Genomic DNA, 15352 nt, shown 5'->3' on the forward strand with positions numbered 1-15352 from the left:
GGACTTCTTACTAAACACTAAAATATGATAACCAATTACATCAAAACGGCTTGGCGGAACCTTTGGCGCAACAAAGTTTTCACGCTCATCAATATCCTAGGGCTAGCGTTCGGGCTGGCTAGCATACTGTCGCTAGCGTTGTTGGTAAACCAATACTTCTCGCGCGATGAATTCCACGAGCGGAAGGATAGGATGTATTACCTCAAAACAACTACGCCGGACGGAAACAGCCATCAACAAACCACATTCCCTTTGCTGGATGAGATTGCCGCCACCTGCCCGGAAGTGGAAGCAGCCTCCCACTGGCAAATCGGTTACAATCCTTGGTTGTCGTTCGGAGAGTATGAGGTTCAGGAGAATACCGTCTATGTAGACCCTGATTTTTTACAGCTGTTTTCATTCAAACTGGCGGAGGGGGAGCCGACAACAGCCATGCACGAAAGCCAATCGCTGGTTATTTCCAAACGGGTAAAGACCCAACTATTTGGTGATAAACCGGCATTGGGCGAAATGGTCATCGTATCGGATAGCATCCCACGTACGGTAACCGGCGTACTGGACATACCGGCAACTTCCTCCCTCGCTGCGGATGTGTTTCTCCCAGTACAGTTTCTCCGGGACCATGTAGACGGCTTTGAGGAAATGGCCAATTGGTACAATGTCTTTGCGCCGGGGTACCTTGTGCTCCGAGACGGGGCCGACCCCGAACGCTTAAACCAGAAAATCGCGGGTATTGTCCAACACCATTACGCCCCCCAGATAAACAACAATGTGGTAAACGTTGTCCCTTTTACCCAGCTGAAAACAGAAGTAGGAGATACGGTGCGTAAGGTCATCATCGGAGCAGTTGCCGCAGCTGTCTTTATCTTGTTGATCATCGTGGTTAACTTGATTAACCTCAATATGGCCATCTTATTCAGGCGCACCAAGGATGTCGCCGTACGGCGGATCGTCGGTTCCTCCAAATGGAATAGTCTCGTGCAATTCGGTATAGAAAACGGTCTTGTGATGATACTATCGCTCATTTTGGGCTTGATTATCTTCCGGTTGGTTTTACTGAGGCTCTTAAACGATGTGATAGGCGGAAGTTTGGGCCAAGTGGATTTGCAACCAGGATATGCTGTGGCTATCCTGGTTGCTGCCGTTGCGTTAGCAGCTGTATTTCTTGCCGCTATCATACCTAGCTTACGCCTCAATAGCCTGAGGCTAACGGAAGCCGTTAAAGGAAAGGTTAGCAATAAGATGGGGAAAAGCGGTATCCGGAATACCTTCATCACTACACAGTTTGTACTGGGCATCACATTCCTATGCATGGCTTTTATCCTGAACAAGCAAATCCGGCACATGAAAAGTACGCCGCTAGGTTTCAACGCTGAAGATGTGGTTGTAGGTACGCTGGACCTCGCATTTGAGCAGCCCGAACAAGCGGACAGCCGTTTCGATGTCATGCTTCAATCGCTGAAAGCCAATCCTTACGTAAAAGCTATTTCTACTTCTCAAGAAATCCCTACCGCTTATTGGGGTAATGGCAATGGTTTTGCCGATGTTGAAGGTGGCACGGAGAGATATATTCAGTACTTGCAGGCCGATGCCGGTTTTGCCGAAACGTTCCAGATCCCGATTGTTGCCGGTCGGAATTTCGACGATCGCCTCAAGGCGACGGAAGACGATAAAATACTCATCAATGAAACGGCGGCGACGGCGTTTGGTTGGACAGACCCGATCGGGAAAAAACTCCGCCAAAATGGGTCGGACCAAGTGGTCACTGTTATCGGTGTAATGAAAGATTTTCACTATGGTAGCCTTGCTCATGCCATAGGCCCTTTAATCCATTTTTATGGGGGCGAAGCTGGGCTTGCATCCAACAGTTACTTAAGTATCCGCATTGACCCCCAACGCAAAACGCAGATCATGGCCGAACTAACGGATGCTTTCAAACAAATCCCGTCCAAAAAGACATTTGCCTATCAGGTGATGGATGAGCGGGTGGCCAACCAGTATGCCCTGCTCGACGGGATATTGGTGGTAACCAATTATGTGGCCTTGTTGATATTACTGATCGCATGCATGGGACTATTGGGGCTATCCACGATTTTTGCCCAGCAACGGGTAAAGGAAATCGGTATCCGCAAGGTACTGGGCGCATCAGTATCGGGTATCGTAAGGCTACTTTCGACGGATTTCATTAAACTCGTGGTGATGGCCGTCGTCATCGCCTCACCGATTGCGTGGTGGGCCATGAACAAATGGCTGGAAGACTTCGCCTACCGCATCGATATCCAATGGTGGATGTTTGCCGTGGCAGGATCGGCAGCGGTGGTCATCGCGCTGCTGACCGTAAGCTGGCAGGCCATACGGGCAGCGGTGGCCAATCCGGTGGAGTCACTGCGTGACGAGTGATTAGTAGAATAAAGATGGAAAGAGCAAGGAATAAGGACGCTATGGTCTGATGTTTAATGTCTAAAAAATGATTAGAAACTATTTCAAAATTGCCTGGCGGAACCTGATAAGGAACAAGCTATTTTCATCCATCAATATCGCTGGCTTGTCACTGGGTGTCGCGGCATGTTTTATTATCATGCTGTATGTACAGGATGAGTTAAGCTATGATAAGTTCCATGAGCATGCCCCGAATATCGTGCGGATGGTTTTCCGTGCCGACATCAATGGCGGCAAAATAAACGAAAGCATTGTGATGGCTCCGGTGGCCCAAACCATGGTGAACGACTTCCCGGAAGTACAGGATGCCACCAGGCTGCTCGATTATGGCTACCGAAAGTGGCTGCATGGAGATGACGTATTTGAAGGCGACCGGTTTGCTTTCGCCGACCCCAATGTCTTCAGCATCTTCACGCTACCGATGGTTGAGGGCAACTCCGAAACGGCCTTGCTCAAACCCCACACGGTCGTCATCACACAATCTACCGCCAGGAAATATTTTGGCGAAGAAAATGCGATCGGGAAAACCATCGTATTGACCGATGATGGCAACCAACCTTATGTGGTAACGGGTGTCATCGAAGACATTCCTGTCAATTCCCATTTCCACTTCGATTTATTGGGTTCCATGGTGGGCTACGCCGATGCGAAGTCTGATTCGTGGATGTATGGCGGATTTCACACCTATCTCCTGTTAAGGTCGGGCAGCGACCTGGAACAGTTGGAAGCCAGGTTTCCGCAAATGGTTAAGACCTATATGGGTCCGCAGATTCAGGAGCACATGGGCATAAGCTTGGAGCAATTCACCACCCAAGGCAATCGGCTTGGATTTGACTTACAACCCTTGTCGGATATCCATCTTAATTCCTACACGACAACGGAATTTCAGCCAGGCGGGAATAAGGCGTTTGTGTACATCTTTTCGGGTATTGCCCTGTTTATGGTGGCGGTGGCCTGCATCAACTTCGTCAACCTTTCTACAGCGGGCGCATCCAAACGGGCAAAGGAGGTCGGGATAAGGAAGGTGGTAGGCTCTGGTAGGTTCCAACTCATCAAACAATTCCTATCCGAATCGACTCTCATCTCGTGTTTTTCGCTAATGGTCGCATTCATACTGGTGCAGCTCGTCTTACCGGCGTTCAATCACATTTCGGGCAAGGAGTTAACCATTGATGTTGGACCTACGCTCGCCCTGGTCTGCTTGGGCATGCTGGTGGGTGCAATTGCTGGTATTTATCCGGCTTTTTACTTGTCTTCATTCAAGCCTGTCGCAGTGCTAAAGGGCAAGCCCTCGGGCCGCGTTAAAACCGTCAGCCTAAGAAGTGGACTTGTCGTGTTTCAGTTCTTTGTTTCAGTAACGCTCATTATCGGGACCATAGTCGTGTACGAGCAAATGAGGTATATACAAAACAAGGATCTCGGTTTCGATAAAGAACAGCTCATCACCATCCCAAATTCTTATGCACTGGGCAACAATGAACAGGTATTTAAACGGCAGCTATTGCAGGATTCAAGGGTAGTAAGCGCAACGGCATCGTGGTATAAGCCCGCCGGGCCCAGCCATTACAACAATGCACTGGCCTACCCGCAAGGCAACGATAAGCATATTGTAAATGGAGTAGATTATCATGTGGATGAAGATTATATCCCAACATTGGGTATGCACATCATCCAAGGAAGGAATTTTTCCAAAGATCTCGCCACGGACTCTTCAGGAATTATTGTAAATGAGACCGCGGCAAGGGCCTTGGGTTGGGACGCATCAATCGCTGTAGGCAAAACCATAATCAGGCAAAACAGTCCGAAAGGCGATAACTTTCCTTTCCGTATAGTCGGCGTGGTAAAAAACTTCCATTTCAAGTCGTTGCACGAGGCCATCAGTCCGCTGTTTTTGACACTTCATCCCGAAGGCGGACTCATCTTTAAAATAAACACACCGGATATCTCGGGCTTGCTGGCAACAATGGAGCAGCAATGGGATGACTTTGGTACAGGCGAGCCCTTTACGTACGCATTCATGGACGACCTGTTCCGTCATACCTATGCCGCCGAGCAGGAAACAGCCATTATTCTTAATATGTTCACCGTACTGACCATATTGGTGGCGTGTCTTGGGTTGTTTGGGTTAGCAACCTTTACGGCAGAACAACGAATCAAAGAAATTGGGATAAGGAAGGTATTGGGAGCTACCGTAACACAGGTAACGCAATTGCTGTCTAAAGGCTTTTTGAAATTGGTACTCGTTGCTTCACTGATTGCCTTTCCGATCGCTTGGTTTGCGATGGATCGATGGCTTGCTAATTTCGCCTACCGCATCGAAATCCAATGGTGGATGTTTGCGCTGGCGGGATTAGTGGCCGTAGTGATAGCGCTGCTCACCATAAGTGGACAGGCCATCCGGGCAGCGGTGGCCAACCCGGTGGAGTCGTTGCGGGATGAGTAATTAGAAATCGGAATTAGGGCAAAAAGCGTGTGTTGTACCAACTACGAAACAAATGATAAAAAACTATTTCAGCATCGCATTCAGATCATTGTATCGGAATATTCTTCCTAACGTCATTAACATTGGTGGGCTGGCTGTCGCCTTATCGGTCGTCGTGTTGATTCTGTTGTGGGTACAGCACGAACGCTCATATAACTCCGTGAATAGCGATGCCGACCACATTTTTTTGTTAACTGAATTCAACAGCGGTAGCGGCGAGTATAGCGAGTCAGCGCCATATGCCGCCAGCCAAGCTATCAAATCAGAAATCCCCGAGGTAGAGCGGGTTGCTGTGGCTTTTCCTGGAAGCTATATGGATCTGGTGTTTGCTTTGGATGACAAACGCTTTTTTGAAAGGGACCTTTTATTCATTGATTCAAATTGGATAAACCTACTTGATTACCGGATCACCGCAGGGTCATTCGATCGGTTGCGGACCGAGCCGAATGTCATCGCCATCAGCGAGTCTAAAGCCGAACATTATTTTGGTAGGGAACCCGCGGTTGGAAAAACAATCGTCGTCGACAGCATTCCTACCACGGTTGTAGCGGTATTTGCCGATGTCCCCGCAAATTCTACCTTTCATCAAGGGGTCTTACTGCCCCATCAGGATTTGTTAAAGAAGACCTACTTCCAAAATTATACAGATGAATGGGGTGCATACATCCCCTACGTCATCATCAAACCACATCGCAACGCAGACCCCGCGGTAATCGCGTCTAAGATAACACCGATATTCGCGAAAAATCAACCCTACAAAGAAGAAGGGGAATTTCACCATCATTTGGTTCCCTTATCCGGTATTCATTTGGGAGGGTTCCAATTCTCAACATTACCGCAAGGTAACAAACAATCAATCGTCATATTTTCGGCGCTAGCATTTTTGTTACTACTTACGGCAAGTGTAAATTTCGTCAACCTTTCGATAGCGCGGATGACTACCCGTCATAAGGAAATCGGCATCCGAAAAGTAAGCGGAGCTGCCAAGTGGCAACTATTCAACCAAATAATGACCGAAACACTGGTAACGGTTCTTATCAGCTCGGTAGTAACCCTATTACTCGTCGTTTTACTATTACCGCATTTCAATCGGTATTTTGAAACCTCGCTGGTATTTTCCTTGGCCGACGTAGAAACCTTGGTTTTGCTGGCAGCCACCTTTGTGGTGGTCATGCTCCTCACAGGGGTTTATCCAGCTTTACTGACTGGCAAAGCCAGTCCGCTCAATCTCTTCAAAGGGCGGGTTTTGGAACACAGCGACAACCGTCGGTTCCGTGAGATGTTGATGGTGGGCCAGATGGTTCTTGCTGTTGCCATGGTGGTAGCCGTTATCGTCATTCATAGGCAATTCAAGTATATCCAGCTAGCTACCGAAGCATACCAGATGGACCAAGTTTTTATCTTCCAAAGAAAGACAAACACGGGCGAGGTGATTTACCCCGGGTCTCCGGAGCAAGCCAACTACCTCCGTGGCGTTAATACCCTTAAAGAGGAGCTTTTGCGAAACAGTTCAATCAAGGCAGTCACGCGTGTTAACGGGGCTTCGTTAATCGATAACCCCAGAAGCATGGGAGTTGAACATGAGTGGATTGGCTATCCCAAAAAAGGGAACCTCCCGAAAGCTGTACGGTTATGGGTCGACCACGACTACCTGGATTTGGCCGATATTGAATTAGTCGCAGGCCGGTGGTTTGACGACAACAATGTCTCCGACCAAAATAACATCATTATCAACGAGACCGCAATTAATGCTTTTGGCTTAAACGAACCGGTCGTGGGTACTACTTTCGATGTGCTCGGTATGTACCAAGGGACAATTATCGGAGTCGTCAAAGATTTCCATCACGCCAGCCTACACCAACCGATTGAGCCAGTAATCATTGAACTTGATCAGCACGCGATGGGAGGCAAATTCATGGTAGAGGCCCAAGATGGACGTGTTGCCGAAGCACTCGCTGTTACGGAAGCGGCTTGGAAAAGACAATATCCCGATAAACCTTTTGAATATACTTTTTTGGATGAGGAATTCGACCGGCTTTACAAGAGTGATCGAAAAGCCTTGGTTTTCTCGATGGTGTTTGCCGCTATGAGCTTGCTCATTTCCGCACTCGGCATATTGGCGATGGCCATGTTTGTAACCCAACAACGGGTAAAAGAGGTCGGTATCCGCAAGGTACTAGGCGCATCGGTATCGGAGATCGTGGCCCTTTTATCGCGAGACTTTGTCAAACTGGTGTTTCTGGCAATTCTCATCGCCACCCCGATAGCCTGGTGGGCGATGACCAAATGGCTGGAAGATTTCGCTTACCGAATCGACATCCAGTGGTGGATGTTTGCTACTGCCGGACTGGTGGCGATGGTGATCGCCCTCCTTACCGTCAGTTGGCAAGCCATACGGGCAGCGGTGGCCAATCCAGTGGACAGTTTGAGGGATGAGTAATAAGGAATTGGAATAAGGATGGAAGAAACCTAAAAAATGATCAAGAACCATTTTAAAATCGCTTGGCGCACAATGTTAAGCAATCGAGCCTACTCCGTTATAAACTTAACGGGGCTGACCATCGGCCTCACCGTGGTGATGTGCATTACAACATTGGTTATGGATGATCTGTCGTACGATAAGCAATGGACATTATCCGACGAATTATTCGCTATCAATTCAGTGAACACCGACCAGGATGGAAATATCCTCTATCGGGGCCCGGGTGCTCTCGCAGGCCTCGGGAACGCCTTGAAACAGCAGTTCCCCTCGATCCTTGAACACACCAATCTAAGTACGGCAAAACTGAACCTGATACTTGACCAATCCACTAACCGGCACATAACGCTTGCCACGTTGGATACCGATACCAACTTCTTCAACCTATTTGATACGTACTGCTTGGAAGGTAATCCGAAACAAATCATTGCCGGCGTCAAGAATCTGGTGATTACGGAAAGCCTACATCGGGAATATTTCAAAGGTGTAAAAGTGATTGGCGAAACCTTTTATAACCGGCCTAACCAGGGTGAACCACAACCCTATATAGTAACGGCTATTATCCGTGATTTACCACAAAATACGCACTTACGTGCGGAGGCCATCGAGCTTTCTGAAAAAGAAAGCCAAGCGCTAAGCCCTTACGGTGCAGGCTATGTTACCAAACAATATGTGCGGATAAAGAAAGGTACCGATATGGGTATGCTGACAACCCAAACAAACACTTGGTACCAAGATTATTTGACACAGAAAGCGGACGAGTATCGAAGCGGTTTTGAGTTTCAGGCTATCCGAGATATCCATCTGCGTTCCGGCTTTGGTGCCAAAAAAGAACCGAGGGACGTCTATGTGCTAGCAGGAATCGGCTTATTAATATTGACACTAGCCAGCATCAATTTCATCAATTTGAGTTTTGCCCATGCACTGAAACGCTCGCTGGAGATGGGTGTGCGGAAAACATTTGGCGCCCGACGGGTCCAACTGGTCCTGCAGGGCGTCACCGAAAGTCTAGTATTCTTCGGTTTGTCCTTTGCAATGGCCTTTTTTCTCTACCTACTGGTAATTCCGGGAATAGAAACATACATTGGCTATTCGCTTACCTTGGTATTTCACCGTTCACTCCTGTTGGGCTCGCTTCTGCTGGTAGGATGGCTGGGCCTAGGATTGAGTTGCGGTTTAGCACCAGCGTGGTCGTTGGCAAAAACAAAAACCTCCCATGCGTTGAAAAAACGGATGGAAATTCTCCGCATCCCATTGAAAACCGGCCTAACCAGCACACTTATTGTTTTGCAGTTCAGCATTGCCATGCTTGTCTTAGTGGGTATGCTTACCATTCGGCAACAGTTGCGGTACATGCTGGAGAAAGATTTGGGCTATGAGCCTGCTAATCTCCTCGTTTTGGACTACATGTCGTGGGAAGGGAAAGGCGCGGCATTCAAGCAGACACTATTGCAACAGCCGGGCATCACCGCAGTAAGTTTATCCCATTGGGCACCGGGGAGCGGCCACTACGTGACCAGGCGTATCACCGCTCCGGATAACCCAAATGAAGCCGTGGAAACCTCTTTTATTGAGGCCGATTTCGACTTTTTGAGCGTAATCGGATTCAGGCTCATGGATGGGCGTATGTTGAGCAACTCCTTCGCAAAAGATAACCTTACGAATGTGGACGGATGGGATGAGGGCTATATGGTCGACTTTCCAAATGCATTATATACACAAACAGCTGCTCTTCGTTTGGGTGCGACACTGAACGAAGCGGACCAAAATGGTCATGGCATACCCGTGGGGATTATACAAGATTTCCATTTCAACAGTCTTCGCGAACCGATAGAAGCGGTTATACTCCAGGGTCGGCACGAGTTGGACCGGGGGTGCCTATTGGTCCGGGTTGCCAAAGGCAAAGAAAGAGAGGCCTTGGCAGCGGTGGAGGCTGCTTGGAACCAAACGTTTCCCGGTCGGTTGCCCCGAATGAATTGGACAGACGAAATGCTTATCGATCAATACCAAAGTGAACGGAAACAATTTCACCAGTTGCTGTTATTCAGTGGAATCAGCATGTTGTTAGCGGTTTTAGGCGTATTTGGTATCGTCGTCTATACCGTAGAGCGTAAAGTAAGGGAAATCGGCATCCGTAAGGTGTTTGGAGCCTCGGTATATTCCATTATGTGTCTCCTCTCCATGAATTTCTTTAAATTAGTCTGCCTAGCGGCAGTGATCGCTTTCCCAACCGCTTGGTGGATAATGAGCGATTGGCTGGAGGATTTTGCGTATCGCATTGAAATTCCTTGGTGGTTCTTTGCACTTACCGGCCTATTCACGCTTTGCAGTATGTTAATCGTAGTCGGTTTCAGAACGTTCAAAGCAGCAGTGGCCAATCCCGTGGATAGTTTGAGGGACGAGTGATGGGTTTATTGGATGAAGGAGCAAGGATTGATGGAGTAAAGATTGACTTTTCCAACGACTAAGTACTTTGTACTAACTACTAAAGAATGATAAAGAACTATTTTAAAATTGCTTGGCGCACGATAGCCAAAGATAACGTCTATTCAATTATCAATGTTGCAGGTCTCACTATCGGGCTATGCGCATGTATGCTGGTAAGTACCGTTGTACTGGATAATTTGTCTTACGATAAGTTCTGGACGCGTAAAGACGACCTGTACCGCATCATTACCCACGACTCTACTCGGGCACTAGCCGGCAAGAAAGCCTTAGCACCCGCAGGCCTCGGCGATGCACTTAAAGACAATTTTCCAGAAGTGGAAGCCACTTCGAAGATACACACATGGCGTTACGACTTCCGTAAGGCAAAAACCGATGGTGAACCCACTCACATGAAGGTCATAAGGGCCGATACCAATGTGTGGAACATGCTCGATTTTACCATCACGGCAGGCAATCCACAACATTATACCAACGATGTGAATAACCTGATCATCACCGATCGGTTTCGGCAACAAAATTTCCCAAATGAAAACCCGATAGGTAAAATCCTCTATAGCGGAGCCAATGCCACTCCATTTCTAATCACAGGCGTAATAGCGGATTTACCGACGAATACCTACCTTCGGGCTGAAGGGTTGCACGTTACCAAAGCGTCTCCCCGAGCGCTTAGCCGTAATGGGTGGGACGGCTACTACGAAGAGGAACTGATCTTGATGAAACCTAATACGGATATAGCCGCATTTACGAAAAAAGTCAATCATTGGTATCGCAATTTTTTGACTGACGTACCAGACAGCAAAAAAGGAGCGATAAGTTCGTATGAGTTTCAACCCATCGGTGATATCTATTTAAAATCGGACTTCGCAGATCAAGACGTAAAAGGCAGCCCGAGCGATATGTTTATTTTCTCCATAGTCGCCGTACTTCTTTTGGCTATCGCGTGCATCAACTTTGTCAACCTTAGCAGTGCCCGTGCGATCAGGCGATTGCGCGAAACAGGTATCCGTAAAGTCGTAGGAGCTTCAAAAAGCCAGCTTACTTCCCAGTTCTTGGTCGAAGGGTTGTTGTTCTTTGGTATTTCCATGGTACTTGCCTGTAGCCTTTACGCGTTATTTCTACGGCCCTTGAATCAATTTATTGGCCATGAACTTACCGTAAGTCTAATCGGCGATATGCCGTTATTCTTGTCGCTTCTTTTACTGGTTTTATTTATCGGATTGATTACCAGCACCTACCCCGCCACAATGATATCGGGTTTTAAGGCAAGCAATGCCTTAAAAAATCGTTTTGGAGCAAGTAATCTGTCAACCGTTTCCACCGCTCGCAAAATACTGATAGCAACCCAATTTGGCCTTGCTCTGCTAGTGCTTATTGGCATGATTACCGTTTGGCGGCAGATGCGGTTTATGGCAGATAAAGACCTAGGGTTCAACCCTTCCAATGTGCTAACCATACGCTCTTTCAACACGAGAGGTTCCAGCGGTGCACTGAAACACGAAATATCTCAGATTCCCGGTGTCGATCAGGTCAGCTTCACAAGATGGGTCCCAACCCTTGGTACCGGTGATATGGTCATGAAGCTGCCCCATCCCCAACGTCCGGCCGAAACCATAGAACTTAACTTTATCATTGGCGATACCGATTTACCGGCATTACTGGGTTTTCGTCTTTTGGATGGGCGCCTTTTTGACAATCGGGACGTAAACACCGCAACAACGGCGTTCAGGATCGATGAAGCGGGGCTGATGAGCCCCCTAAAGTCTTCCAAGGTGTTGCTGACGGCCAACACTGCTAAACAGCTTGAAATACCAATGCTCGAAGAATCTGCGCCGTTAATGAATGCTACTCCAGTAGGTATTATCGACGATTTTCACAGCGTTTCCCTTCGGGACCCTATTAAACCCACCGTTATCCAGCTAGATGGCGATCTAAATTATGCCTCCGTGCTAATAAAAGTGAAAGCAGGGTATGAATCACGCGTGATGCGTAACCTCAACCTACTGTGGAAGCAATTCCATCCCGAACAAACGCTGAGACTGGATTGGCTGGAAGATTTGGTCAAAAATCAATATGAAAAAGAAACGAAGTTAAGTTACTTGTTTACACTTTTCAGTATCCTAACCTTATTTTTAGCGTCACTGGGTATCTTCGGGCTGGTCGTACAGGCCACCGGACAACGTGTGAAAGAAATCGGCATCCGAAAGGTCCTGGGAGCATCCGTCGCTAGCATTGTACGGCTATTCGCCATTGATTATATCAAATTGGTGGCGATTGCCCTCGTCATTGCCTCGCCCATCGCGTGGTGGGCGATGACCCGGTGGTTGGAAGATTTCGCTTACCGTATCGACGTGGCGTGGTGGATATTTGCTTTGGCTGGAGTGATCGCCGGGGCAACTGCGCTACTAACGGTTGGCTGGCAGGCCATACGGGCAGCGGTAGTCAACCCGGTTGAGTCGTTGCGGGATGAGTAAGTATATAAAGATGAGTAAGTATATAAATTTATGAAATACGCGATAAAAATTGCCCTCCGTAGCCTGAAGAAAGGAAAGCTATATACACTTATCCATATTTTCGGCTTGACGTTGGGTATCACCGCTTGTTTGTTGATCGGTACGGTCGTAATCGATGAACTGTCTTACGACAAGCAATGGAGCCGTTCAGCCGACACCTATCGCTTGTTATCCATCCGGGAGGGTGGTGGCGCTTATTCCCAAAAGGGCGGAACGGTTTACGCCGGGCTTGCACCGGCATTAAAGCAATACTTTCCCGAAGTAGCCGATTACAGTGAAATCTATCCCGTATCCGCTCACCTGAAAATTGAAAAGACCGACCCGCTACCACTCGAAACAACGATGCTTCACGCAGATACGGTAGTGCTACAGCTGTTGGACATCAACTTACTTGCGCACGAAGATATTACTCCCGCAGGAGACATCAATAAAATCATCTTATCCGAATCGTTCAGCAAGACCCATTTTTCCGGGAAAAATCCGTTGGGGCAACGGGTTTATGATGTGCCCCAATATGGCGAAAAAGCCAACGAATACATGGTGGCTGGTGTGATGAAAGACATCCCATCGAATACCCACCTGCGGGCAGATATGATTTTACTAAGAGAACGTAAAGAACACGCGCTCGCCAAAGACGGCAAAGGCCCAGGGATGCGGTATGCAAGACATTACATCCTGCTGCGTGAAGGGACCGACCCCCGGCTGTTTGAGCAAAAGATAAACAGTTGGTACGCCCAGTTTACTGAAAAAGACAACATACGGTTTGCCCTGCAACCAATGTCCGACATCTACTTGAAAACGGATTTCCCCGCGTACCAATTCGTAAAAGGCAATATAAAACACAGCTATATTTTCGCCGCCGTAGCAGCATTGCTGCTGCTCATTGCCAGTATCAACTACATCAACCTCAGCACGGCGCACGCCAGCAGCCGATTGAAAGAGACTGGTGTGCAGAAAATACTGGGTGCTTCGCGTAAACGGATTTTGTTGCAATCATTACTCGAATCACTGCTCATTTTCAGCGTAGCCGGTGGTTTATCGTGGGTATGCTATCAGCTGGCTTTCCCAGCCATGGAGCGATTTATCGGCCATCCACTGGCATTCAGCTTCACGGCTGCGGGGCCTTATCTCGCATACGCCCTTATCGCGTTCTTTTCCATTTGCCTGTTCAGCGGATTATACCCGGCTTGGTTAGTATCTGGCTTCCGTGTAATGGGCACCATGCAAGAGGTGCTGAAGGCGGGTAAAACCAGCCAAGGGTGGCTACGAAAAAGTCTTGTTGTAGCCCAGTTTGCTATTTCCATCGCGATCCTCGTATCCATGCTGGTTGTTCAGCAACAGGTAGATTTTCTCAAAACCAAGGACGTTGGGTTCGATACCGATGGACTGCTCAGCATCAACCATGTGTCTTGGGATAATAAATCAAACACACTGCGCACCGAATTATTGAGGAATCCGGCTATCCAATCCTTAAGTTTTACCAATTGGTTGCCTACAGATGGTGCGGGACCAACGTTAAATACCGTACCAAATCCCCACGACCCCACCAAGCAAATCGAACTTTGGTCCATTGATGGTGAGCCCTCTATGGCCCGGACCCTCGGTTTGCGACTAAAGGAAGGCCGGTTTCTTGATCCGGTCAGAATGGGGGATGCCATCCAAGCTAATGATTTTGAAGCGATGAATACTGTGCGACCTTGCGTGATGTCCGCTAGCACCGCTCGCCTTCTCCAAGTAGCAGAATTGAACCAGCCGCTGCATAACGCTGGCTTCATGCCCGTGGGTATTGTGGAAGACTTTAACAGTGAATCCCTCCATAAACAAACGGTACCAACGGTTATTGTGGGCTATCGTGACCCTTCTTACGGTGCATTGCTTCTCCGTACAAGACCGGGCATGGAATCTGCCGTTATGCGAGATATCGCAGTAGTATGGAAAGAGCTGTACCCTGAAAAACTGTTTGATATCCAAGTGGTCAAAGAGACATTAGCCCAACAATATGAAGCTGAAGAAAAACTACAGGGGTTATTCCGCTTGTTCAGCCTGCTCACGATGTTGCTTGCTACGATGGGTATCTTCGGCCTCATTGTGCATACATTAGGCCTACGTGTGAAAGAAATTGGTATCCGGAAGGTGTTGGGAGCATCAGTTTCAGGCATTGTAATGATGCTTTCCAAAGGTTTTGTGAAATCAGTGTGTTTGGCCATTGTCATCGCCTCACCCATCGCGTGGTGGGTGATGAACAGATGGCTGGAAGATTTTGCTTACCGAACCGATATCCAATGGTGGATGTTCGTCATAGCGGGACTGGCGGCGGTGACGATCGCACTGCTTACCGTGAGCTGGCAGGCCATTCGGGCTGCAGTAGCGAATCCCGTGGATAGTCTGAGGGATGAATAAACGCTATATCAAATCAAAATTCAGGAAATTATGCATCAACTTAAAATGCTTATCGAAACTGAACAGTGTTAGCTTCTGGTCGATAACCTGCTGAACGATAATTAAATCGGGAATACCAACCTTGTTAATACCATTTTTGAGGTTCATCAATTGATATTCACTGATAAGCTGCCAGTCTATTCGAAGTGGAATCCTTTCCAATGCGAGCAACCCTTCAAGGATATCGTGCCGACCTCGATGAACCAACACCGGCTGCAATTCTGTCAATATCAAATCATTTGTGCAAACAAAGTCTTCTTCCAATAATTGATCGAGTATGGGGGTATCGGCCGACTTAAAATACTGTATCCAAACGGAACTATCTACCAATACGCTATATCTTGACATCTTCCCTTCCCCGGAGTGTATCTAAATCGATGTCGAAATCGAGTGTACCTTTCAACGCAACTAAACGCTTCCGCTTGATTCGCTTAATGTGTGCTTCCAATACTTCCTTAATCAATTGATTTTTAGTTTTCGTATTGGTGAGTGCCATTGCTTCAGCAATCAGCTCTTCGGGAATATCCACTGTTGTTCTCATCATTATCTATGCTA

Annotated in this window: 8 protein-coding genes; 6 read left to right on the top strand and 2 right to left on the bottom strand. The window is 47.8% G+C overall.

From position 1 onward, the window contains the following. The first annotated feature begins 24 nt into the window (after positions 1-24). The 6 genes from VNQ80_RS16190 (at position 25) to VNQ80_RS16215 (ending at position 14758) form a co-directional block, all read left to right on the top strand. The gene (locus tag VNQ80_RS16190) at positions 25-2400 is read left to right on the top strand and encodes an ABC transporter permease (RefSeq protein ID WP_325640545.1); all 2376 of its coding nucleotides are present in this window, start codon (positions 25-27) and stop codon (positions 2398-2400) included. 67 nt (positions 2401-2467) lie between these two features. Continuing rightward, positions 2468-4882, top strand: a complete 2415-nt coding sequence (locus tag VNQ80_RS16195) for an ABC transporter permease (protein ID WP_325640546.1) — start codon at positions 2468-2470, stop codon at positions 4880-4882. A gap of 52 nt (positions 4883-4934) precedes the next feature. Further along, positions 4935-7361 (top strand): ABC transporter permease, encoded by a 2427-nt coding sequence (locus VNQ80_RS16200; protein WP_325640547.1) that lies wholly within the window; start codon positions 4935-4937, stop codon positions 7359-7361. Positions 7362-7433: 72 nt separating this feature from the next. Continuing rightward, positions 7434-9806 carry an ABC transporter permease gene (locus VNQ80_RS16205; protein WP_325640549.1) on the top strand — a complete coding sequence of 791 codons (2373 nt, stop codon included), beginning with the start codon at positions 7434-7436 and terminating at the stop codon, positions 9804-9806. Between the two features lie 86 nt (positions 9807-9892). Beyond that, a complete protein-coding gene (locus tag VNQ80_RS16210) occupies positions 9893-12319 on the top strand; it encodes an FtsX-like permease family protein (protein WP_325640551.1) in 2427 nt (808 codons plus the stop codon). 30 nt (positions 12320-12349) lie between these two features. Next, positions 12350-14758, top strand: coding sequence for an ABC transporter permease (locus tag VNQ80_RS16215; RefSeq protein WP_325640553.1), 2409 nt, complete (start codon positions 12350-12352; stop codon positions 14756-14758). A gap of 3 nt (positions 14759-14761) precedes the next feature. Here VNQ80_RS16215 and VNQ80_RS16220 read toward each other — a convergent pair whose 3' ends face one another. Beyond that, on the bottom strand, positions 14762-15145 hold the full coding sequence (locus tag VNQ80_RS16220) for a PIN domain-containing protein (RefSeq protein ID WP_325640555.1): 384 nt from the start codon (positions 15143-15145) through the stop codon (positions 14762-14764). Next, positions 15132-15341, bottom strand: a complete 210-nt coding sequence (locus VNQ80_RS16225) for a type II toxin-antitoxin system VapB family antitoxin (RefSeq protein ID WP_325640557.1) — start codon at positions 15339-15341, stop codon at positions 15132-15134. The genes VNQ80_RS16220 and VNQ80_RS16225 overlap by 14 nt, the downstream gene beginning before the upstream one ends. Positions 15342-15352: the final 11 nt, after the last annotated feature.

It is taken from the genome of Parapedobacter sp. (genome assembly GCF_035556095.1).
Taxonomy (GTDB): Bacteria; Bacteroidota; Bacteroidia; order Sphingobacteriales; family Sphingobacteriaceae; genus Parapedobacter.